General features: G+C 71.7%; 20 protein-coding genes. 8 read left to right on the top strand and 12 right to left on the bottom strand.

The genetic code is table 11. The annotated features are described in order from the left end of the window. Positions 1-87: 87 nt before the first annotated feature. On the top strand, positions 88-1,212 hold the full coding sequence (locus tag OEIGOIKO_RS06680; RefSeq protein WP_125058516.1) for a glycerate kinase: 1,125 nt from the start codon (positions 88-90) through the stop codon (positions 1,210-1,212). 257 nt (positions 1,213-1,469) lie between these two features. On the opposite strand, the gene pssA is transcribed toward OEIGOIKO_RS06680, so the two are convergent. The 9 genes from pssA to OEIGOIKO_RS06635 all read right to left on the bottom strand — a co-directional run bounded on the left by pssA (position 1,470) and on the right by OEIGOIKO_RS06635 (position 12,669). Beyond that, positions 1,470-2,324, bottom strand: a complete 855-nt coding sequence (gene pssA / locus OEIGOIKO_RS06675) for a CDP-diacylglycerol--serine O-phosphatidyltransferase (RefSeq protein ID WP_174857133.1) — start codon at positions 2,322-2,324, stop codon at positions 1,470-1,472. Continuing rightward, positions 2,311-2,958, bottom strand: a complete 648-nt coding sequence (locus OEIGOIKO_RS06670; RefSeq protein ID WP_030020415.1) for a phosphatidylserine decarboxylase — start codon at positions 2,956-2,958, stop codon at positions 2,311-2,313. Before OEIGOIKO_RS06670 ends, pssA begins: the two co-directional genes overlap by 14 nt. A gap of 169 nt (positions 2,959-3,127) precedes the next feature. Next, positions 3,128-4,336 (bottom strand): acyl-CoA dehydrogenase family protein, encoded by a 1,209-nt coding sequence (locus OEIGOIKO_RS06665; protein WP_125052763.1) that lies wholly within the window; start codon positions 4,334-4,336, stop codon positions 3,128-3,130. A gap of 1 nt (position 4,337) precedes the next feature. Continuing rightward, a complete protein-coding gene (locus tag OEIGOIKO_RS06660) occupies positions 4,338-4,859 on the bottom strand; it encodes a MaoC family dehydratase (RefSeq protein WP_125058514.1) in 522 nt (173 codons plus the stop codon). Between the two features lie 5 nt (positions 4,860-4,864). Continuing rightward, positions 4,865-5,824: an HpcH/HpaI aldolase/citrate lyase family protein gene (locus OEIGOIKO_RS06655; protein WP_125052760.1), complete on the bottom strand. Its 960-nt coding sequence runs from the start codon at positions 5,822-5,824 to the stop codon at positions 4,865-4,867. Next, a complete protein-coding gene (locus OEIGOIKO_RS06650) occupies positions 5,821-7,965 on the bottom strand; it encodes a protein meaA (protein ID WP_281288339.1) in 2,145 nt (714 codons plus the stop codon). Before OEIGOIKO_RS06650 ends, OEIGOIKO_RS06655 begins: the two co-directional genes overlap by 4 nt. Then, the gene (gene ccrA / locus OEIGOIKO_RS06645; RefSeq protein WP_125052755.1) at positions 7,868-9,205 is read right to left on the bottom strand and encodes a crotonyl-CoA carboxylase/reductase; all 1,338 of its coding nucleotides are present in this window, start codon (positions 9,203-9,205) and stop codon (positions 7,868-7,870) included. The genes OEIGOIKO_RS06650 and ccrA overlap by 98 nt, the downstream gene beginning before the upstream one ends. Positions 9,206-9,854: 649 nt before the next feature. Then, positions 9,855-10,661, bottom strand: coding sequence for a TetR family transcriptional regulator (locus OEIGOIKO_RS06640; protein WP_218039981.1), 807 nt, complete (start codon positions 10,659-10,661; stop codon positions 9,855-9,857). A 136-nt stretch (positions 10,662-10,797) separates the two neighbouring features. After that, the gene (locus OEIGOIKO_RS06635; RefSeq protein ID WP_125052750.1) at positions 10,798-12,669 is read right to left on the bottom strand and encodes a 3-hydroxyacyl-CoA dehydrogenase family protein; all 1,872 of its coding nucleotides are present in this window, start codon (positions 12,667-12,669) and stop codon (positions 10,798-10,800) included. A 358-nt stretch (positions 12,670-13,027) separates the two neighbouring features. On the opposite strand from OEIGOIKO_RS06635, the gene OEIGOIKO_RS06630 reads away from it, so the two are divergent. Beyond that, positions 13,028-13,654, top strand: a complete 627-nt coding sequence (locus OEIGOIKO_RS06630; protein WP_125052747.1) for a HEAT repeat domain-containing protein — start codon at positions 13,028-13,030, stop codon at positions 13,652-13,654. A gap of 3 nt (positions 13,655-13,657) precedes the next feature. Here the strand turns inward: OEIGOIKO_RS06630 and OEIGOIKO_RS06625 are convergent, their stop codons facing one another. Continuing rightward, positions 13,658-14,209, bottom strand: coding sequence for a GNAT family N-acetyltransferase (locus OEIGOIKO_RS06625; RefSeq protein WP_246177239.1), 552 nt, complete (start codon positions 14,207-14,209; stop codon positions 13,658-13,660). 108 nt (positions 14,210-14,317) lie between these two features. Here OEIGOIKO_RS06625 and OEIGOIKO_RS06620 point away from each other — a divergent pair, with 108 nt between their 5' ends. After that, positions 14,318-15,202, top strand: a complete 885-nt coding sequence (locus tag OEIGOIKO_RS06620; protein WP_125052744.1) for a GNAT family N-acetyltransferase — start codon at positions 14,318-14,320, stop codon at positions 15,200-15,202. A gap of 45 nt (positions 15,203-15,247) precedes the next feature. Here OEIGOIKO_RS06620 and OEIGOIKO_RS06615 read toward each other — a convergent pair whose 3' ends face one another. Beyond that, the gene (locus OEIGOIKO_RS06615) at positions 15,248-15,970 is read right to left on the bottom strand and encodes a GntR family transcriptional regulator (protein WP_125052741.1); all 723 of its coding nucleotides are present in this window, start codon (positions 15,968-15,970) and stop codon (positions 15,248-15,250) included. Between the two features lie 151 nt (positions 15,971-16,121). On the opposite strand from OEIGOIKO_RS06615, the gene OEIGOIKO_RS06610 reads away from it, so the two are divergent. Next, entirely contained in the window at positions 16,122-16,316 is a 195-nt protein-coding gene (locus OEIGOIKO_RS06610; protein WP_125052738.1) for a hypothetical protein, read from the top strand. Between the two features lie 280 nt (positions 16,317-16,596). Here OEIGOIKO_RS06610 and OEIGOIKO_RS06605 read toward each other — a convergent pair whose 3' ends face one another. Then, the gene (locus OEIGOIKO_RS06605) at positions 16,597-17,703 is read right to left on the bottom strand and encodes a helix-turn-helix domain-containing protein (RefSeq protein ID WP_125052735.1); all 1,107 of its coding nucleotides are present in this window, start codon (positions 17,701-17,703) and stop codon (positions 16,597-16,599) included. A 140-nt stretch (positions 17,704-17,843) separates the two neighbouring features. Here OEIGOIKO_RS06605 and OEIGOIKO_RS06600 point away from each other — a divergent pair, with 140 nt between their 5' ends. From OEIGOIKO_RS06600 to OEIGOIKO_RS06585, 4 genes are all read left to right on the top strand, one after another. Then, positions 17,844-18,038 (top strand): hypothetical protein, encoded by a 195-nt coding sequence (locus OEIGOIKO_RS06600; RefSeq protein WP_125052732.1) that lies wholly within the window; start codon positions 17,844-17,846, stop codon positions 18,036-18,038. Then, on the top strand, positions 18,038-18,235 hold the full coding sequence (locus OEIGOIKO_RS06595; protein ID WP_125052730.1) for a hypothetical protein: 198 nt from the start codon (positions 18,038-18,040) through the stop codon (positions 18,233-18,235). The genes OEIGOIKO_RS06600 and OEIGOIKO_RS06595 overlap by 1 nt, the downstream gene beginning before the upstream one ends. A gap of 232 nt (positions 18,236-18,467) precedes the next feature. Continuing rightward, the gene (locus OEIGOIKO_RS06590; RefSeq protein ID WP_125052727.1) at positions 18,468-18,914 is read left to right on the top strand and encodes an SRPBCC family protein; all 447 of its coding nucleotides are present in this window, start codon (positions 18,468-18,470) and stop codon (positions 18,912-18,914) included. Positions 18,915-19,159: 245 nt separating this feature from the next. Next, complete coding sequence (locus tag OEIGOIKO_RS06585; RefSeq protein ID WP_125052709.1) at positions 19,160-21,643, top strand: MFS transporter; 2,484 nt, start codon at positions 19,160-19,162, stop codon at positions 21,641-21,643. Positions 21,644-21,650: the final 7 nt, after the last annotated feature.

Genomic DNA, 21,650 nt, shown 5'->3' with positions numbered 1-21,650 from the left:
GCGGCGCGACTGCCAGTTCGAAAGCAAGGGGAGACAGTGGCGGACGCAGCAAGGACACCGGCGGCAGACCAGGACCGGGCACCGCGGGTGCTGGTCGCCGCGGACAAATTCAAGGGCTCGCTCACGGCCACCGAGGTCGCCCGGCACGTCACCGCCGGACTGCGCCGGGCCGTCCCCGGCCTGGCGGTCGAGTCCGTCCCGGTCGCGGACGGCGGTGACGGCACGGTCGCGGCCGCCCTGGCGGCGGGCTTCGCCCGGCACGAGGTCCGGGTCACCGGCCCCGTCGGCGATCCGGTGACGGCCACCTTCGCACTCCACGAGGACGGCACGGCCGTGGTCGAGATGGCCGAGGCGTCCGGCCTCCAGCACCTCCCGGAAGGCCGCTTCGCGCCGCTCACGGCCACCACGTACGGCACCGGCGAGCTGCTGCGCGCGGCGCTGGACGCGGGCGCCTCCACCATCGTCTTCGGCGTCGGCGGCAGCGCCACGACCGACGGCGGCGCGGGCATGCTCGCCGCCCTCGGGGCCCGCTTCCTGGACGCCGCGGGCACACCGCTCGCACCGGGCGGCGGGCCGCTGCGCGACCTGGCCACCGCCGACCTCTCGGGCCTGGACCCACGGCTCGCCCGTACGGAGGTGGTCCTCGCCAGCGACGTGGACAACCCGCTCACCGGGCCCAAGGGCGCCCCCGCCGTCTACGGGCCGCAGAAGGGCGCGAGCGAGCAGGACGTCGCGGCGCTGGACGCGGCCCTGGCCCACTACGCGAAGGTCCTGGAGACCGCGGTGGGGCCGCGCGCCGCCGAGCACGCCGTCGCGCCCGGCGCGGGCGCGGCGGGCGGTATCGGTTACGGGGCCCTGGTCGGCCTGGGGGCCGCCTTCCGGCCGGGCATCGACGTCATGCTGGAGGTGCTGGGCTTCGGCCCGGCGCTGGCCCGCGCCACCTTCGTCGTCACCGGCGAGGGGTCGCTGGACGAGCAGACCCTGCACGGCAAGGCCCCGGCGGGCGTCGCGGCGGCGGCCCGTGCGGCGGGCCTGGAGGTGGCGGCGGTCTGCGGCCGCCTGGCCCTGCCGCCGGAGGCCCTGGGCCGGGCCGGCATCCGCCGCGCCTACCCGCTGACCGACCTGGAGCCGGACCCGGCCCGCTGCATGGCCGAGGCGGGCCCGCTTCTGGAGCGGGCCGCGGAGGCGCTGGGACGGGACTTCCTGCTGTGAGGCGCCGCCGTACGGTCTGAGGCCACGACCGTACGGCCGGGAGGCCACGACCGTACGGCCGGAGGCTCCGACGTACGGTTCTGGCCCGCTGACGTACGGCCGGAGGGCGTGCTGCCGTACGGGCCGGGGAGCACGCCGAGGGGCGCAGCGGCCGCACAGCGCGCCCCCTGCGCGCGCGTGCCCCCGGATACGACAAAAGGCCCCCGCCGAGCTGTCGCGCTCGGCGGGGGCCTGTCCGGTCCGGGGACCGGACACCGCTACTGAATCTGTGCGCTGCGCGCCTCGCGTCGGTTGTCGCGGAAGGTGTTGACGCGGCGGGCCGTCGCGAAGACCGGGATCATCGCGCCCAGCACGATCTGGAGCGAGCAGCCGGTCTGCAGCAGCATCTGGCCGCCGGGGGCGTCCAGCGCCCAGGCCGCCAGCATCCCCATGCTCAGCACGATCCAGCTGAGCATCGCCACCGCCAGCCGTCCCCGCGGCTTCGGGTACTCGACCCGGCTCACCATCAGCCAGGCCACCCCGATGATCGCCAGCAGCGTCGGCACGAAGGGCAGCTCCAGCAGGACGATCGCGACGACGGTCAGCGCGCCGAACGGGCTCGGCATCCCCTGGAAGATGCCGTCACGCAGCGTCACGCAGGAGAACCGGGCCAGCCGCAGGATCACCGCCAGCAGCACCACCACCGCCGCGACCACCGAGACCCGCTGGTGCGAGTCCGGGGCGACCATGCCCCAGGTGACGACGAAGTACGCCGGCGCCAGCCCGAAGCTGATCAGGTCGGAGAGGTTGTCGAGCTCGGCCCCCATCGCCGAGGCGCGCAGCTTGCGCGCGACGAGCCCGTCGAACAGGTCGAAGATGGAGGCCAGCAGCATCAGGATCACCGCCATGGCGGCGCTGTGCCGGGCCATCCCGCCGTCCTCGTTGCCCGTCAGGTGCGGGATCAGGACGCCGGTGGTGGTGAAGTAGACGGCCATGAAGCCGCAGATCGCGTTGCCGAGCGTGAGCGTGTCCGCTATCGACAACCGCGTCGACAGCGGCATGTCGTCGGCCGCGTCGTCCTCCTCGACCTCCGCGACCCAGCCGGGCTGTGTGTCGGGATCAATCACGGTCAAGGCGTGTCACCCCCGCGGTGGTGGCCTGGCCGACCTCGACCGCGGCCTCGACACCCGCCGGGAGGTAGACGTCGACACGGGACCCGAAGCGGATCAGACCGATGCGCTCGCCCTGCTCCACCTTCGAGCCCTGGGGCACGTAAGGGACGATACGGCGGGCCACGGCGCCGGCGATCTGCACCATCTCGATGTCGCCGAGCTCGGTGTCGAAGTGCCAGACGACCCGCTCGTTGTTCTCGCTCTCCTTGTTGAACGCCGGGACGTACCCGCCGGGGATGTGCTCCACGGACGTCACCGTGCCGGCCAGCGGCGCGCGGTTGACGTGGACGTTCAGCGGGCTCATGAAGATCGCGACGCGGGTGCGCCCGTCCTTCCACGGCATGATGCTCTGCACCACGCCGTCGGCCGGGGAGATGACCCGGCCCTGAGCGATCTCCCGCTCAGGGTCGCGGAAGAACCACAGCATGCCCGCCGCCAGGGCGGTGGCGGGCACGGCGGCGGCGGCCCAGCGTCCCGAGCGACGGGAACGGGCCAGGCTGACCGCTGCCGTCGCGACGGTCGGCAGAAGCCACGGCGACGCTCCGCGCGCGAGGCGGACACGACCGCGTTGTGCAGAGGATTGGCTGTGGGGCATGGATGACCTTCGTAGCGGAGGATGCCGCATATGCAATGGGGGACGGCGGCTTTCCCGGGATGGTATCGGTTGCGAGCGGCAACTGGCCAAGAGCCAGCGCCAATCCGTGGCCGAAGCGCGCGGGCGGGGTGTGATCTTCGTCCTGAATAAAACACCCCAAATCGGGCGTTCACCCCTGGATTCGGTACTCCTCCAGCAGTCGCCGGCCGATGATCATTTTCTGGATCTCGGCGGTACCTTCACCGATGAGGAGCATCGGTGCCTCCCGGTAGAGGCGCTCGATCTCGTACTCCTTGGAGAAGCCGTAGCCGCCGTGGATGCGGAACGCGTCCTCCACCACCTCCTTGCAGTACTCGGAGGCCAGGTACTTGGCCATGCCCGCTTCCAGGTCGTTGCGCTGACCGGAGTCCTTCTTGCGTGCGGCGTTGACCATCATCGCATGGGCCGCTTCCACCTTTGTGGCCATTTCGGCAAGTTTGAACTGGATCGCCTGGTGCTGGGCGATCGGCTTTCCGAAGGTGTGCCGCTGCTGCGCGTACGAAACGCCCAGCTCGAAGGCGCGCTGCGCGACGCCGCAGCCCCGCGCGGCCACGTTCACCCGGCCGACCTCGACGCCGTCCATCATGTGATAGAAGCCACGCCCGGTCTCCCCGCCGAGGACCCGGTCGGCGGGAACGCGCAGCCCGTCCATGATCAGCTCGGTGGTGTCGACCCCCTTGTAGCCCATCTTGTCGATCTTGCCGGGGATGGTCAGTCCCGGCCGGACCTCACCGAAGCCCGCCTCCTTCTCCACGAGGAAGGTGGTCATCGACTTGTGCGGCGCGGTGCCCTCCGGATGGCCCTCCTCCGTACGGCACAGCACCGCTACGAGAGTTGACGAACCGCCGTTGGTCAGCCACATCTTCTGACCGGTCAGTACATAATCTCCGCCGTCCGCCACGCCTTTGGACGTGATGGCCGAGACGTCCGAGCCGAGCGCCGGCTCCGACATCGAGAAGGCGCCACGGATGTCACCCGCCGCCATCTTCGGCAGGAAATGGTCCTTCTGCTCCTGCGTACCGTGCTGCTTGAGCATGTACGCCACGATGAAGTGCGTGTTGATGATGCCCGACACGCTCATCCAGCCGCGGGCGATCTCCTCCACCGTCAGCGCGTACGTCAGCAGCGACTCGCCGAGGCCGCCGTACTCCTCGGGAATCATCAGCCCGAAGACGCCGAGTTCCTTCAGCCCCTCGACTATCCGCGTCGGGTACTCGTCGCGGTGCTCCAGTTCGGTCGCGACCGGCAGAATCTCTTTGTCGACGAAGTCACGGACCGTCGAAAGGATTTCCCGCTGGATGTCCGTCAGGCCCTCGGTCTGCGCGAGGCGTCCGCTCATCTCACTTCTCCTTACGGGCCGGTTCCCGCAGCTCGGGGCGGCCCGGCTGCTCCCCGCCACGCTCCTTGACGTACGTGGCGGTCGGCACCATCACCTTGCGCCGGAAGACGCACACCAGAGTGCCGTCCTGCTTGTAGCCCTTGGTCTCCACGTACACGATCCCGCGGTCGCTCTTGGACCTCGACGGCGTCTTGTCGAGCACCGTCGTCTCGCCGTAGAGCGTGTCCCCGTGAAAAGTCGGCGCCACATGCTTCAGCGACTCGATTTCCAGATTCGCGATCGCCTTGCCCGACACGTCCGGCACCGACATCCCCAGCAACAGCGAGTAGATGTAGTTGCCGACCACGACATTCTTGCCGAAGTCGGTGGCCCGCTCCGCGTAGTTGCTGTCCATGTGCAGCGGGTGGTGATTCATCGTGAGCAGACAGAACAGGTGGTCGTCGTATTCCGTGACCGTCTTTCCCGGCCAGTGCTTGTAGACGTCCCCGACGGTGAATTCCTCATAGGTACGGCCGAACTGCATCGCGGTCACGCCTCCGGGGCTTCGAACTTCGAGGTACGGGTCATGCCGGCGGCGCGGCCCTTTCCGCTGACGACGAGCGCCATCTTGCGGCTGGCCTCGTCGATCATCTCGTCACCGAGCATCGCGGAGCCCTTCTTGCCGCCCGCCTCGGAGGTGTGCCACTCGTACGCGTCGAGGATCAGCTCGGCACGGTCGTAGTCCTCCTGCGACGGCGAGAAGACCTCGTTGGCCGCCTCGACCTGGCCGGGGTGCAGCACCCACTTGCCGTCGAAGCCCAGCGCGGCGGCGCGCCCGGCGACCTCCCTGTAGCCGTCCACGTTCTTGATCTGGAGGTAGGGGCCGTCGATCGCCTGGAGGTCGTTGGCGCGGGCCGCCATCAGGATGCGCATCAGGATGTAGTGGTACGCGTCCGCGCCGTAGCCGGGCGGCTGCTCGCCCACGACCAGCGTCTTCATGTTGATGGAGGCCATGAAGTCGGCCGGGCCGAAGATGATGGTCTCCAGGCGCGGCGACGCGGTGGCGATGGCGTCCACGTTCACCAGGCCCTTGGCGTTCTCGATCTGCGCCTCGATGCCGATCCGGCCCGCCTCGAAGCCCATCGTCGTCTCGATCTGGGTGAGCAGCAGGTCCAGCGCGACGATCTGCTGGGCGTCCTGGACCTTCGGCAGCATGATGCAGTCCAGGTTCTGCCCGGCGCCCTCGACGACGGTGATGACGTCCCGGTACGTCCAGTGCGTCGTCCAGTCGTTGACCCGCACGACACGGGTCTTGCCGGACCAGTCGCCGTTGTTCAGCGCGTCCACGATGGTGTGCCGGGCGCCTTCCTTGGCCAGCGGCGCGCAGGCGTCCTCCAGGTCCAGGAAGACCTGGTCGGCGGGGAGGCCCTGGGCCTTCTCCAGGAAGCGCGGGTTGCTGCCGGGGACGGCGAGGCAGGAACGGCGGGGGCGAAGGCGGTTGACAGTCACGCGGGGACCTCCAGAGGGTCGAGCTTGTTCGCGGTACGGATCTCGTCGACGATACGGCCGATGATCTCCGTGATACCGAAGTCCTTCGGGGTGAACACGGCCGCCACTCCGGCTTCCCGGAGGGCCGCCGCGTCGGCGTTGGGGATGATGCCGCCGACGATGACGGGAATGTCGTGGCCGTCGGTCTCGCGCAGCCGCCGCAGCACGTCCGGCACCAGCTCGGCGTGCGAGCCGGACAGGATCGACAGGCCCACGCAGTGCACGTCCTCGGCGACGGCCGCCGCGACGATCTGCTCGGGCGTCAGCCGGATGCCCTGGTAGACGACCTCGAAGCCGGCGTCCCTGGCCCGTACGGCGATCTGCTCCGCGCCGTTGCTGTGGCCGTCCAGCCCCGGCTTGCCGACCAGCAGCCGCAGCCGCCCGGTGCCCAGGTCGGCGGCGGTCCGCTCGACCTTGGCGCGGACCGCGGCGAGCGGCGTGCCCGCCTCCGCCGTGACCGCCAGCGGCGCGCCCGAGACGCCGGTCGGCGCCCGGAACTCGCCGAAGACGTCCCGCAGGGCCCAGGACCACTCGCCCGTGGTGACGCCCGCGCGGGCGCATTCGAGGGTCGCGGCGAACAGGTTGGTGTCCCCGGCCGCGGCCTTCTTCAGCGCCGACAGGGACTCCTGCGCCCGTGCCTCGTCGCGGTCGTCGCGCCACCGGTGCAGCGCCCGCACCACGCCCGCCTCGTTGTCCGGGTCGACGGTCATGATGGCGGTGTCCAGGTCGGCGGTGAGCGGGTTCGGCTCCGTCGACTCGTAGCAGTTGACGCCGACGATCTTCTCCTCGCCCGCCTCGATCCGGGCCCGCCGCTCGGCGTGCGAGGAGACCAGCTGCGACTTGAGGTAGCCGGACTCGACGGCGGCCATCGCCCCGCCCATCTCCTCGATCCGGGCCATCTCCGCCAGGCTTTCCTCGACCAGGGCCCCGACCTTGGCCTCGATGACGTGCGACCCGGCGAAGATGTCCTCGTACTCCAGCAGGTCCGACTCGTGGGCCAGCACCTGCTGGATGCGCAGCGACCACTGCTGGTCCCAGGGCCGCGGCAGACCCAGCGCCTCGTTCCAGGCCGGCAGCTGCACGGCGCGGGCGCGCGCGTCCTTGGAGAGGGTGACGGCCAGCATCTCCAGGACGATCCGCTGGACGTTGTTCTCCGGCTGCGCCTCGGTCAGACCCAGGGAGTTGACCTGCACGCCGTAGCGGAAACGGCGCTGCTTGGGGTTCTCCACGCCGTACCGCTCGCGGGTGACCTGCTCCCAGATGCGGCCGAAGGCGCGCATCTTGCACATCTCCTCGATGAACCGGACCCCGGCGTTCACGAAGAAGGAGATCCGCGCGACCACGTCACCGAACTTCTCCGGCGGCACCTGCCCCGAGTCCCGTACGGCGTCGAGCACGGCGATCGCGGTGCTCATCGCGTACGCGATCTCCTGCACCGGCGTGGCGCCCGCCTCCTGCAGGTGGTAGCTGCAGATGTTGATCGGGTTCCACTTCGGGATGTGCGCCACCGTGTACGTGATCATGTCGGTGGTCAGCCGCAGGCTCGGGCCCGGCGGGAAGACGTGCGTCCCGCGCGAGAGGTACTCCTTGACGATGTCGTTCTGCGTGGTGCCCGACAGCTTGGCGATGTCGGCGCCCTGCTCCTCGGCGACCACCTCGTACAACGCCAGCAGCCACATGGCCGTGGCGTTGATCGTCATCGAGGTGTTCATCTGCTCCAGCGGGATGTCCTGGAACAGCCGGCGCATGTCGCCGAGGTGCGAGACGGGGACCCCGACCCGGCCGACCTCGCCGCGGGCGAGGACGTGGTCCGGGTCGTAACCGGTCTGCGTCGGCAGGTCGAAGGCGACCGACAGGCCCGTCTGGCCCTTGGCGAGGTTGCGCCGGTAGAGCGCGTTGGACGCCTCAGCGGTCGAGTGCCCGGCGTAGGTCCGCATCAGCCACGGACGATCCTTGTGACGTTCGGTCATGTTGGTCCGTACTCTCGGGGTCCGTCCGTCCGGATCAGACGTTCCGGAACCGGTTGATGGCGTCGATGTGCTGCGCGCGCTTCTCCGCGTCCCGCACGCCCATGCCTTCCTCGGGGGCCAGCGCGAGGACACCGACCTTGCCCTGGTGGAGGTTGCGGTGCACGTCGTACGCCGCCTGCCCGGTCTCCTCCAGGGTGTACGTCTTCGACAGCGTCGGGTGGATCTTGCCCTTGGCGATCAGGCGGTTGGCCTCCCACGCCTCGCGGTAGTTGGCGAAGTGCGAGCCCACGATGCGCTTCAGCGACATCCACAGGTAGCGGTTGTCGTACTCGTGCATGTAGCCGGAGGTCGAGGCGCAGGTGGTGATGGTGCCGCCCTTGCGGGTGACGTACACGGAGGCGCCGAAGGTCTCGCGGCCGGGGTGCTCGAAGACGATGTCGATGTCCTCGCCGCCGGTGAGTTCACGGATGCGCTTGCCGAAGCGCTTCCACTCCTTCGGGTCCTGGGTCCGCTCGTCCTTCCAGAACTTGTACCCCTCGGCGTTGCGGTCGATGATCGCCTCGGCACCCATCTTCCGGCAGATCTCCGCCTTCTGGTCGCTGGAGACCACACAGACCGGATTGGCGCCGCCGGCCAGCGCGAACTGCGTGGCGTACGAGCCGAGTCCGCCGCTGGCGCCCCAGATCAGCACGTTGTCGCCCTGCTTCATCCCGGCGCCGTTGCGGGACACCAGCTGCCGGTACGCGGTGGAGTTGACCAGCCCGGGGGCGGCCGCCTCCTCCCAGCTCAGGTGGTCCGGCTTGGGCATCAGCTGGTTGGACTTGACGAGCGCGATCTCGGCCAGGCCGCCGAAGTTGGTCTCGAAGCCCCAGATGCGCTGCTCGGGGTCGAGCATCGTGTCGTTGTGCCCGTCGGCGGACTCCAGCTCGACGGACAGGCAGTGCGCGACGACCTCGTCGCCGGGCTTCCAGGAGTTCACGCCGGGGCCGGTGCGCAGCACGACGCCGGCCAGGTCGGAGCCGATGACGTGGTAGGGCAGGTCGTGGCGCTTGGTCAGCGGCGACAGCTTGCCGTAGCGCTCCAGGAAGGCGAACGTGGACACCGGCTCGAAGATCGAGGTCCAGACGCTGTTGTAGTTGACCGAGGAGGCCATGACGGCCACCAGGGCCTCGCCCGGGCCCAGTTCGGGCACCGGCACCTCTTCGACGTGCAGCGACTTTCGGGGGTCCTTCTCCTTGGTGGTGAGGCCGTCGAACATCTCGGCCTCGTCCTTGTGCACGGTCACCGCGCGGTAGGAGTCGGGCAGGGGCAGAGCGGCGAAGTCTTCGCGGGTGCTCTCTGGCGCGAGGATCGCGTCAAGTATCTGGTTCACGGTGTGCCTCCGGCGAAGCCAGTCGAGGGAAACGGCTTGAGGGAACGTCGGGGGTGGTGCAGAGGCGATGCCGTCGGTTCGGCTGAGGGTGTTCCGGCAGCGCTGGTGAGCGCGGTGAGGGTGCCTGTGACGCAGGCGTCCGGGCGGGCAGGCACGAATGGCTTGCTGGGACAGCCGGCGCACGGTGGTTCGCCGCGCGCCGGCCACCCGGACAACATCAACGTATGACACCGCGTGCCAGTCGACAAGACACTGAGTGCCAACAATTTCTCTCAGATGTCATCTGCGGGGCACGCATGAGCGGCTTGGGGGGGCGTCCGTAATGCTGATATGTCGCCTCATGGCGGGCGTGCGACGCCGGGCAGCCCTGGCGCCGGGCGTGGCGTATGCCATCCCAGTGCCAGGGCTGCCGAGCTCTTCGGAGACGCCTGTGCGTTTCCCGGGGGCACACCCGCACGCGCGGGGGCCGCTGCATCACTCGCGGGCCTGTGTAGAGCCTGGGGGGAGCGCCCCCGCACACGCGGGGACCACAGGAGCTGACCTGCCCGTTCACCGTGCCGGACGCGGGTTTTTACTCACTTTCGAGAAGACCGGCAAATCGGCTGATTCGGGGCGCCAAGGCGAATGCGCACGCCAATAGTCCTCCTCATCACCGCTGCTTGAGCGCCTTCTCGATCGTGCGCATGACCTCGTCCAGCGGCGCGTCCGTACGGGCCACCGTGACCAGCACCTCGCCCTGCCGCGCGGCCCGCGCCGGGGGCTCCTGCTGGTCCCCGCCCAGCCCGCGGCCCGCGCCGATCCCCGTGCCGAAGGTGGCGCGGACGATTCCGAAGGCGTGGTCGAGCTGGGCCTCCACGTCGCCCTCGGCGCCCGCCCGCAGCCAGCGCCGCAGTACGTGGTTGTGCGCGGTGACGACCGCGGAGGCGGCGACCTCGGCCAGCAGCGGGTCGTCGTCGCCCTCGTGGTGGGCGCCCTCGTCGAAGTGGCCGAGGAGGTAGCGGGTGAAGAGCCGCTCGTAGCGGGCCACCGAGGCGATCTCGGCCTCGCGCAGGGTGGGCACCTCCCGGGTCAGCCGGTAGCGCGCCACGGAGACGGCGGGGGACGCCGCGTACATCCGCATGACTTCCTTGATGCCGCGGCAGACCGTGTCGAGCGGGTTCTCGTGCGCCGGCGCGGCGTCCAGGACGGCCTCGGCCCGTACGAGGGTGTCGTCGTGGTCCGGGAAGATCGCCTCTTCCTTGGAGCGGAAGTGGCGGAAGAACGTGCGTCGGGCGACGCCGGCCGCGGCCGCGATCTCGTCCACCGTCGTCGCCTCGTAGCCCTTGGCGGCGAACAGTTCCATCGCGGCGGCCGCCAGTTCGCGGCGCATCTTCAGGCGTTGGGCGGCGGCCCTTCGGGTGCCGGGAGTGGTGGCTTCGGATCCGTCGGACGGCTGCGTACGGGCAGGCTGGGACATGTGGGGACGGTACTGCATATTCCCGCGGCCTGCGGCATCAGCCGTCGCACGGGCCCCTGCGCGCGGGCGCGGGCCGCCGGAGGGTTCCAGCAGCCCGCCCCATCCGCCGCCCGCGGGCCGGGCCGTCCGCCGCGCGTCAGCGCCGGGCGTACTCACGGAAGCCGCGGCCGGTCTTGCGGCCCAGGCAGCCCGCCGCGACGAGGTGCTCCAGCAGCGGCGCCGGCGCCAGTCCCGGGTCGCGGAACTCGGCGTGCAGCACCTTCTCGATGGCCAGCGACACGTCCAGGCCCACCACGTCGAGCAGTTCGAACGGGCCCATCGGGTAGCCGCCGCCCAGCTTCATCGCGGCGTCGATGGCGTCCGGGGTCGCGTAGTGCTCCTGGACCATCTTGACCGCGTTGTTCAGGTACGGGAACAGCAGCGCGTTGACGATGAACCCGGCGCGGTCCCCGCAGTCCACCGGGTGCTTGCGGACCTGGGCGCAGACCGCGCGCACGGTCGCGTGCACGTCGTCCGCCGTCAGGACCGTCCGCACGACCTCCACCAGCTTCATGGCCGGCGCCGGGTTGAAGAAGTGCATGCCGACGACGTCCTGCGGGCGGGAGGTGGCCCGCGCACAGGCCACCACGGGCAGCGAGGAGGTCGTCGTGGCCAGCACGGCGCCCGGCTTGCACACCTTGTCCAGGGTGGCGAACAGCTGCTGCTTGATGCCCAGGTCCTCGGCGACAGCCTCCACCGCCAGGTCCACCTCGCTGAAGGATTCCAGCGACCCGGCCGCGGTCACCGCCGCGAGGGCGGTGTCGCGCGCCTCGGCGGTCAGCCGCCCCTTGGCCACCGAGCGGTCCAGGGACTTGGCGATCCGCGCCTTGGCCGCCTCGGCCTTCTCCAGGCTGCGGGCCGCCAGCACCACCTGGAACCCGGCCTTGGCGAAGACCTCCGCGATGCCGCTCGCCATCGTCCCGGACCCGGCCACCCCGACGCTGCGCACCGTGCGCCCGGCGTCCAGGTCGTGGGTCGCGGTGGGCGTCCGGTCGTCCGGCACGGTCACCGCGCTGCCCGGCGCCTCGTACGTGTAGAAGCCGCGGCCCGCTTTGCGGCCGGTCAGCCCCGCCTCGGCGAGCTGGCCCAGGATCGGCGCGGGCGCGTGCAGCCGGTCGCGGGAGGCGGCGTACATGGCCTCCAGGACCGTACGGGCGGTGTCCACGCCGATCAGGTCCAGCAGCGCCAGCGGGCCCATGGGCAGGCCGCAGCCCAGCTTCATCGCGGCGTCGATGTCCTCGCGGGTCGCGTACCGGGACTCGTACATCGCGGCGGCCTGGTTCAGATAGCCGAACAGCAGCCCGTCGGCGACGAAGCCGGGCCGGTCGCCGACCGCGATCGGGTCCTTGCCCAGCTCCCGGGCCAGCTCGGTGACGGCCGTGACGGCGGTCGGCGCGGTCAGGACCGAGGAGACCACCTCGACCAGCTTCATGGCCGGCGCCGGGTTGAAGAAGTGCAGGCCCAGGACGCGTTCGGGGTGCGCCGAGTCGGCGGCCAGCCGGGTCACGGACAGGGCGTTGGTGCCGGTGGCGAGGATCGCGTCGGGCCGCACGATGCCGTCCAGCGCGGTGAAGACCTGCCGCTTGAGCTCGTACTCCTCCGGCACCACCTCGATGACGAGATCGGCCTCGGCGGCGGCCTGGAGATCGCGGAACGTACGGAAGCGCGCCAGCGCGTCCTGCCGCTCGCGCTCGGTGACGCGCTCCCGGCGCACGGCCCGCGCGGTGGACGCCTCCAGCGCCGCGACGGCCCGGCGGGCGGCGGCGTCGTCGATGTCGATGCCGATCACCTCGCGGCCCGCGCGGGTGAGGATCTCGGCGATGCCGGTGCCCATCGTGCCGAGGCCGACGACGGCCACGGTGGCAAGGGCCTGGGGCGCCCCGGCAGGCGGAGAACCGGTGGAGGAGGTGGAGACCTTGGGGTCGGTGGAGACATCGGTTGAGAGGTCAGGGGTGGACTTACGGTCCATCGCGAGACTCCAGAGAATGGATCCCGTGCGAAGGGGGTCCCGAGGAGCGGAGCCCGTCAGCGCAGGCGGGAAGTGACGACTGAGGAGGGGCCCGGCATCTGCGCAAGAGGCAGGTACGGGGCGGGTGTTGCGGCGGCGGGCCCTGTCCCGGGGCCGCGCCGTGAGCGTCGTGCTGGACGCCGAACCGACTGCACGCTGTGGCGGCTGCGTCACCAGGCCGCCCGGGCAGGGGTGCTGCCCGTGCCCAGCAGATTAACTCGCCGGTAACCAGGAGCGCCAGGGGTGGCGCGCGGATTTGGGCTGTGGCCCGGGCCACGTCGGACGTACCGTGAGAAATTCCGCGGGAGGGGAGTCGCACATGGAAGACGAATTCCACGAGTTGACGGACCGGGTGCGGGCCGAACTCCGCTCCCCGCAGGATCTCGTCGCCTATGAGCGGCTCCTCGGGCTGGCCCGCAAGAACACCACGGCGGGACGCGAGGAACTGGCCCAGGTGCTCACCGCCGTCGAGCGCCCGCTGTGGGCCCGCGAGATCGCCGCGTTCATCCTGGGGACCGCGGGCGACCGCCGCGCCTTCGAGACCCTCGTGCTGCTGCTCAACTACCGCGACCCGGTACGGTGCGCCACCGCCGCCCACGCCCTCGGCCGCCTCGGCGACCCGCGCACCGCCCGCGCCGCCGCCGCACTCGCCACCAACCCGCTGCGCACCGCCTACGCCCTGCACCCGGTCCGCCTCCTGGCCGAACTCCGAGCCCCCGAATCCGTACCGGCCCTGATCGCCACCCTGGAACGCCTCCTCACCCCCCACAACCCGTACTGGCGCGTGGCCCTCGCCTGCGTCGAAGGCCTGGGCGCCCTGGGCGACCGCCGCGCGGTCCCCGCCCTCACCGCGGCCCGCGACCATCCCCGCCTGGCCGCCGCGGCGGCCGCCTCCCTGGCCCGGCTGGGCGTTCAGGAGGAGCCCGGGGAGCGGGCGGGGCCCTGAGTTCTAGGACGCCTCGGCGGGCTGGAGGGGCCGCCAGTAGCGCACCTCCGGTACCGCCACCCCCGCGACCTCGTACGCCTCCTCGGCGCCGTCGGCCCGGAAACCGGCGCGCTCGTAGAAGCGCCGGGCGCGCGCGTTGCCCTTGAGCACCCACAGGCACAGCGCGCGGAAACCGTTCCGCCCGGCGCGCGCCAGGCAGGCGTCGATCAAGGCACGCCCGATGCCCGTACCGATGTGCTCCGGCGGCAGGTAAAGGGCGTACAACTCGCCCTCGGACGCCGGAGGTGGCGGTGTGCCGCCCTCGGCCCGGACCGGCCCGAAGACGGCCCAGCCGACCAGGCCGCCGTCCCGCTCCGCCACCAGGTTGACCACCTCCGGCGGCGCGGCGGCGAAGAACTCCCGGCGCCTGGCGGCATCCTCGGCGGCACTCAGCCCGTCCAGGTACGCCTGCGGCATCAGCCCCGCGTAGGCGGCCTGCCAGCCGCGCACCCGGATGGCCGCCACGGCGTCGATGTCGGCCTGTGTCATGTCCCGTATCCGCACCGGTTCCACCATGGCCGCCAGATTAGGCTCAACGGTTCCTCGCCCACCGGTCATTTACCGGTGGCGACCACCCACCCAATTCGGGTGCGCAGGGCTGAGGCGGTGGTGTGAGATGCGGGCATGGCGATGATGCTGGGCAAACCGGGAGCCGACGGGCTGGACGAGGTGGCGGCCGCCCTGCGGGAGTGGCAGGACGACCGGGCGCCGATACAGCTGCATCCGGGAGACCTCGGCTGGTACCGGCGGTTCGGCCCGGCGGCGACGGCCGCGGCGGTCCGGACCTGGAGCCGGGACGGACGGATGCTCGCCGTGGGGCTCCTGGACAGTCCCGGCCTGCTGCGGCTGGCGATCGCGCCGGACGCCCGGCGCGACGGGCAACTGGCGCGGCGGCTGGCCGACGACGCGACCGGCCCGGAGCGCGGCGTCCTGCCGGTGGGGAAGGCACGCGTCGACGCACCGGCGGACGCGCTGCTCCACGACCTGCTGGCCGAGGACGGCTGGGGCGCCGACGAGCCGTGGACGCCGCTGCGCCGCGACCTCACGGAACCGGTCGAGAATCCGGGCGTGCGGATCGAGGTGGCTGGGCCGCGGCAGGCGTCCGTACGGGCCGCCGTGCAGCGGGCGGCGTTCGACGGGTCGACGTTCACGGACGGGAACTGGCACGCGATGGCGGCCGGGACGGCGTACGCCGACGCCCGGTGCCTGATCGCGTACGGCGACCGGGGCGACGCGGTGGCGATGGTGACGGTGTGGTCGGCGGGCCCGGGGAGGCCGGGGCTGCTCGAACCGATGGGCGTGCACCGGGAACACCGCGGTCGCGGCTACGGCAAGGCGATCACCGTCGCCGCGGCGGCCGCACTCCGGCAACTCGGCTCGTCGAGCGCGCTCGTCTGCACCCCGAGCTCCAACACGGGCGCCGTCGCCACCTACGTGTCGGCCGGTTTCCGGCGGCTGCCGGAAGTTCGGGACCGGTACCGGGACGAGAACCGGTACCGGGACCGCTGAGATACGAGGGACGGAACGTGCTGGCAGCACGGCCCGCGTACGGGTTCAGGGCTGGTACTCGTATCCGATCGTGAACCGGGGCGGCAGGCACCATTCCCCGTACTCGATGACCCCTGCGTTGTCCGACCACCTGTGAGCGCCCGCCAGGATCGCAGACCCCACTGGGAGCCCGAGAGCGCCGGCCTCCCGCGCGTCGGCGGTACGGGCGTGCATGTCGTCCCTGGCGTGCGTGATGGTGCGCCCGGTGGCTTCCAGGACCCGCGCGGACAGCCCGTGGTTCCGTCCTGGAGCGGTGTTCAGCAAGTCGGGCACCAGCGCGGCGAACGGTGCCGGGTACCACGTCACGGCGAACACGGTCCGGGTCTTTCCCCGTCCGGCGAGCCACTCCCGACGCACGATCTGATCACCGGCGTCGAGGTCGAAGAGCTCGGCGACGTAGAGCGGCGGGACGACCAGTTCGGCTGCCGTGACCCGGCTCGTCTCGCCCTCTGCCAGGAACGACTTGACCCGTTGGACGCGGGCCAGCCGGTCACGTGCCGAAAGCGTCCACCTGGGGTCGTCGGCGACATAGGTGCCCCTGGGCGTGGTCCTGATGTAGTTCTCGACCTGCAGGGCCTGCAGGGCCCGCGAAACGGTGGCGGCCGCCACCTGCCACTGCCCGGCGATCTCCCGGTTGGTCGGTAGCTGTGCGCCGGGTTCGAGTTCCCCCGACAGGATGCGTTCCCGGAAGTGATCGGCGATCTTGGTGAACGTCTTCGGACTGGCCATGCGGCGGGCCTCTCGGTTGAGTTGACGCTCTGTCAGTATCGGCACACTAGTGCACCGGTAACCGTAGCAAGAGTGCTTCGGCCACTCCGATACTGAACTAGAGCACCGGCCCGAAGGGGGTCGGCCGCAAGACGTTTCGAGGCGACGTGTCATGAGCGAGCCGAAGACATACCCGTCCGCGCCGGTTGAGCTGCCGCTGCGCTTGGACGTGGAGCCGGCCCCGGTGGAGGGCTGCGCGGGGTGCGCCGAACTGGTCAGCGTGCGGGTCCGTGCGCGCGCTGTGGGCGACATAACGACCGTCACCGACTGCAACGTCTACTTGCGACGACACCCCGAGGGGCACTGATGGTCACGCCGGACGACATCGGCAAGCGGGTTCAGGACGACGCCGGGCGCGTCGGCATCCTGTGTGACGTGGTCTAGGAATCCCGAGATCCGGCCGTCCGCACGAGCGGGTGCTCTGCGCAGGGGGTTGCCTTAACGCGAGAATGCAACTTGCGTTCGCGTGAGTCTGCCACCCACCGGGGCCGCTGAACACCGGGACGGGCCCGCCGGGCAGGGCGGCGCCGGACGTGTGCGCCACGCACGCGATGGGCGTGCGTACGGGCTCGCGGTCGGCAGCGTCATCAGGACTGCTCCACCTCGGCCATCAGGAGCCGCAGCGTGAGCGAGTGCTTCTCCGGGGGCAGCGAGTCCAGCGCGTTCTGCGCGTAAGCCACTCCTCCGGAGACGTCTCCGGAACGGGCGAGCATAAGCCCTCGGTGCATCTCCAAGTGGGTCGCGAACCGAGGCAACTCCGCGGGCAATTCGCGCCGTGCCGCGTCCTGTGCCGCTACCGCCGTCGTCTCGTCTCCGAGGCGCGCGGCCAACAGCGAGACGAACACGTTCATGCGCCACCACGGCACCGCGTAGTCGCTGGTCTGCGCGTAGGACCCAGCCTTGTCGAACACGCGCCGCCCGTCGTCCATGAGCTGCTGCGCCGTGGCCACGTCACCCCGGACCGCTGCTGCGTGGGCCTTCCCGAAGATGGCGTTCAAGAGCCCGAGGGACGGCCGCTCGCTGATGGCCATCGCCTGATCGGCCAGCACGTCGGCCACGCCCAGCGACGCCCCCTCGTACCCGAGCGCGATGGCTGCCCGCCCCCGGACCCAGACCCGCGCGTCATCGTCCCCCGACTGGTCCGCCGCCTTCGCCGCCAGGCGATACCACTGCACCGCCTTGGACCCGTCGGAACCGGGAAAGGTCTTGGCGTACAGCGTCATCAGCCGAGCTGTCACGGACCACAGGCGAGGGTTGTCCAACTGCTGCTGCACCACGACCAGTTCCCCGGACACCCGTCGCTGGATGTCGGCAGCGCCCAGGCTCATGTACTCGGTGCCGTACGTGGCGAGCTTGGCCTCCCACGCGTCGGTGGAGGGCCCCCCTTGGAGCCGGGCGGCGAAACCCACGCTGAGGAGGTCCGCGGCGACCACGGGCGCTATCGCGGCTCCGGCCGCGTCGGTCAGGAACGTACGGCGCTTCACTTCACCCTCTAGAGCAGCTAGGGGCACGTCGAGGACGGCCGACAGGCATCGGAGGTAATAAGCCCCCGGAGTCACCTTGGAACGTTCCCAGCGGCTCACGTACTCCCGGTCGAGGTTCGTTCCGAAGGCGTCATTGATTGCTGACGCCAGCCGCCCCTGACTCCAGCCGCGAGCTTTACGTAGGTCCTTGATCAGTGCCCCGATGGCCATGTGCCCATCTTGCCTCCTTCGCTGCCACGAGACCGGGGTGGAGCGGTGACCGAACGCCACTTGCCCCTAGAGGTGCCCCTACCTCGCTCCGTCGGCCGGCGGGAGTATCCACGGGACCGAGACCCGAGGGAGTGGCGGACATGAGCCAGCCGACGCGGTACAGCAGTGCACCGATCGAACTGCCATTGCGTCTGGAGCCGGAACCGGCCCCGGTGGAGGGGTGCGCGGGGTGCGCCGAACTGGTCGACGTGCGGAGCCGTGCGCGCGCCGTAGGCGACATAACGGCCGTGACCGACTGCAACGTCTACTTGCGACGACACCCCGAGGGGCACTGATGGTCACGTCGGACGACATCGGCAAGCGGGTCCAGGACGACGCCGGGCGCGTCGGCATCCTGTGTGACGTGATCGAGGGATATCGGGATCCGACCGTCCGCCCGGACGGGCGTCCTGTGCAGGCGGTCGCCTTTCTGCGGCCGGTGGGCGGGGGGTGCGAGTGGCTGGTTCCGCCCGGCGCGGTGTGCCTCGCCTGAGTCGCTGAGGCTGTGGGCCCCGGCAGCTCGGCCTGAGCGCGATAATAGAACTTGCGTTCGCGCGAGTAGGTCGCTCCGCTCCCGGCGCGCCGCCGGGAGCGGAGCCCTCGGGTCCGGCCGCGGCATCCAGGACGCCGGGCCCCGCCTAAGGTGGTGGTCCTGCGGCACGGCGCGGCGCCGGTACGGCTCGCGGGCCGCGGGAACAGCAGACGAGCACCGGAGGAAGAGACACATGGGCCAGGTCGAGGCCAGTACGCAGCGCGAGATCGCGGCGGACCCGGAAGACGTGTTCGACGCGCTCGCCGACTACAGCGGTACGCGTCAGAAGCTGCTGCCCGGACACTTCAGCGAGTACGAGGTGCGCGAGGGCGGCGACGGCAAGGGCACCCTCGTCCACTGGAAGCTCCAGGCCACGAGCAAGCGGGTGCGGGACTTCCTGCTGGAGGTCGACGAGCCGACCGACGGCCAGCTGGTGGAGAAGGACCGCAACTCCTCCATGGTGACCACCTGGGTGGTCACTCCGGCGGGCCAGGGCCGCGCCAACGTCGTCGTCACCACCACCTGGCAGGGCGCGGGCGGCATCGGCGGCTTCTTCGAGCGGACCTTCGCGCCCAAGGGGCTGGGCCGCATCTACGACGAGCTGCTCGCCAACCTCGCCAAGGAGACGGAGAAGAAGTGACCCGGTGCCGCGCCCCGGGAGGGGCGCGGCACGCTCACCGGTTCGGGTGGTTTCCGTCGGCCCGCCGTCCGTGCCGGAACGTACCGCCACCTCCGGGAAACGCCTGATGGGCGACCGACGGGCGCGCCCGGCACCGCAGTTGGCCCCCCGTGTCGCCCCGTCCACCGCCGCTCGCCGCGCTTGAACGCCGTTGCCCCCGATGCGAGAAAGGGGCGGCGGCGCAGGCGTGACGAGGGGAGCATTACGTGGGCGGTACCACCCTGACCGAACAGGGGCGGTGGGCGGCGGCACCGGACATCCGGCCGGCCTGGGCGGAGGACGGCGGCCCGCCGGGCCCCCGCGGGGCACCGGCCCTCCTCTCCGGGCTGCTGGCGGCGCTGCTGCCCGGCGCCCTCGGCGCGACGGTCGCCGTCACCGCGCTGCCGCGGATCGCGGGCGACCTGGGCGGTCCGGGCACGGTGTCCTGGGTGGTGACCGCGTACCTGTTCGCCGCGGCGGCCGGTCTGCCGCTGCACGGCAAGCTCGGTGACGCCTTCGGCCGCAAGGCGGCCCTGGTCGTCGCCGCGGCCCTGTTCACCGCCGGCTCGGTGCTGGCCGGCCGGTCGCACTCGCTGGGGGAGCTGACCGCTTTCCGCGCTCTCCAGGGGGCCGGTGCGGGGGGCCTGCTGATCGGTGTGCAGGCGGTCGTCGCGAGCCTCGTACCGCCCGGCCTGCGCCGCCGGATCATGGCCGGTGCGGGCGCCCTCTGCGGGCTCGCCTGCGCGGCCGGACCGCTGCTCGGCGGCTTCCTCACGGACCACGCCTCCTGGCGCTGGTGCTTCTTCTCCGGTGTGCCGTTCGGCGTCCTGGCGCTGCTCGTGGCGGCGTTCGTGCCGAGGCTGCCCAAGCCTGCGGTACGAGGCCGACTCGACCTGGCGGGGGCCCTGTTGCTCGCCGTCTGTGCCACTTGCGTCGTGCTGCTGGTGAGTTGGGGAGGTACGGAGTACGCCTGGACCTCGCGGGTCGTCGTCGGCCTGGGGCTGGGCGCACTCGGCACCGCGCTGCTGTTCCTCGCCGTCGAGTACTTCGGCACCGACCCGCTGCTGCCGCTCCGCCCGGCCCGGGACACGGTGTTCGCCGTCCCGGGACTGGTCGGCGCGGCCCTGGGCGTCGCCCTCTTCGGCGCAACCGGGTACCTGCCGAGCTTTTTGCCGGTGGCCGACGGCGCGTCGCCGACCCGCTCGGGCCTGCTGATGCTGCCCGCGACGGCCGGCCTGGCGCTCGGCGCGGTCCTCTGCGCCCACCTCGGCCGCCGCACCGGCCGCCACCGCGTGTTCCCGGTCCTGGGCTGCGTGCTGGCGGGCGGGGCGGTGTGGCTGCTGTGCCGGGCGCCGCAGGACGCCGGGCAGCCCCTGCACGCCCTGGCGACGGGGGTGCTGGGCCTGGGCATCGGCTGCGTACTGCCGGGGCTCGTGCTGGCCGTACGCGACTCCGTACGACGCGCCGAGCCCGCCACCGCCGCTGGTACGGGTACGCACGCCACGCTCCGGCAGCTCGGCGGCTGCGTCGGTGCGGCGCTCTTCCTCACCTTTCTCGCCGACCGGCTCGCCGCGCACGCCGGTCCCGGCCCGCGGGGGGCCACGCTACGCGCCGCCGAGCCGGAGTCGCTCGTTCCGGGGCTGTTGGGCGCCCTGCCCGCCGTACTGCGCGACAGCCCGGCCGCGGCCTACGCGCACACCGTGCCGCGCGTCCTCCTCTACCTCCTCCCGGTGCTCCTTCTGGGCCTGCTGCTCGCCGTCCTCCTGAAAGAGAAACCCCTGGTGACCCACGCTTCACCCTTTCCGCACGTCCCGATCCCCCCGCCCGCCGGGCAGCGGGACGCGCTCTCCGTGCCGCAGGCCCGTACGGAGGCCGCGGTGCCCGGCCTGCCGGAGCGCCCGGAACCGGACCGCGCGCCGCGGGCCCCGGCTGTCGCCGACGACCCGTACGTGCCCGGCGTCCCGATGGGCGGCACGGTCCGGCACCGTGACGGCAGCGCGGTGCCGCACGCCGCGCTCACCCTCGTCGGCACCGACGGCCGACAGGTGGCGCGCGGCGCGACCGGGACGGACGGTCAGTACGCGCTGAGCGCGCCGGGCCCCGGCGCGTACGTGCTGATCGCTGCTGCCGGCGGACACCGGCCGCAGGCGGTCGCCGTCACGGTCGGCGAGCGGCCGGTCGGGCTCGACCTGCTGCTCGGCGGCGCCGGGCGGCTGTCCGGCGCGGTCACCACGGCGGACGGCACGCCCGTGCGCGACGCGGCGGTCACGCTCACCGACGTACGCGGTGAGGTCGTGGCCACCGGGCGCAGCGGGCGTGAGGGCGGCTACGTCCTGACGGAGCTGGTGGCCGGCGAGTACACCCTCGCCGTGAGTTCCCCGGCGCACCGCCCCGCCGCCCTGCCGGTCACCGTCGGGTCGGCGCGGGAGACCCGGCAGGACATCGAGCTGGCGGGCGGCGCGGTGCTGCGCGGCACCGTACGGTCCGGTGGCGGGCGCCCCGTCGAGGACGCCCGGGTCACGCTGCTGGACGCGGCCGGCAACGTGGTGGACTCCGCGACCACCGGACCGGACGGGCTGTTCCGGTTCGTCGACCTGTCGGCGGGCGAGTACACCGTCGTCGCGGCGGGCTACCCGCCGGTGGCGACGGTCCTCCAGGTCACGGGCGGCGGCCGTACCGAGCGCGATCTCCAGCTCGGGTACGGGGACTGACCGGCCG

This window comes from Streptomyces paromomycinus, from assembly GCF_003865155.1.
Lineage (GTDB): Bacteria > Actinomycetota > Actinomycetes > Streptomycetales > Streptomycetaceae > Streptomyces > Streptomyces chrestomyceticus.
Note: the sequence above shows the minus strand (reverse complement) of the source record. Positions and strands in the feature narration are given on the sequence as shown.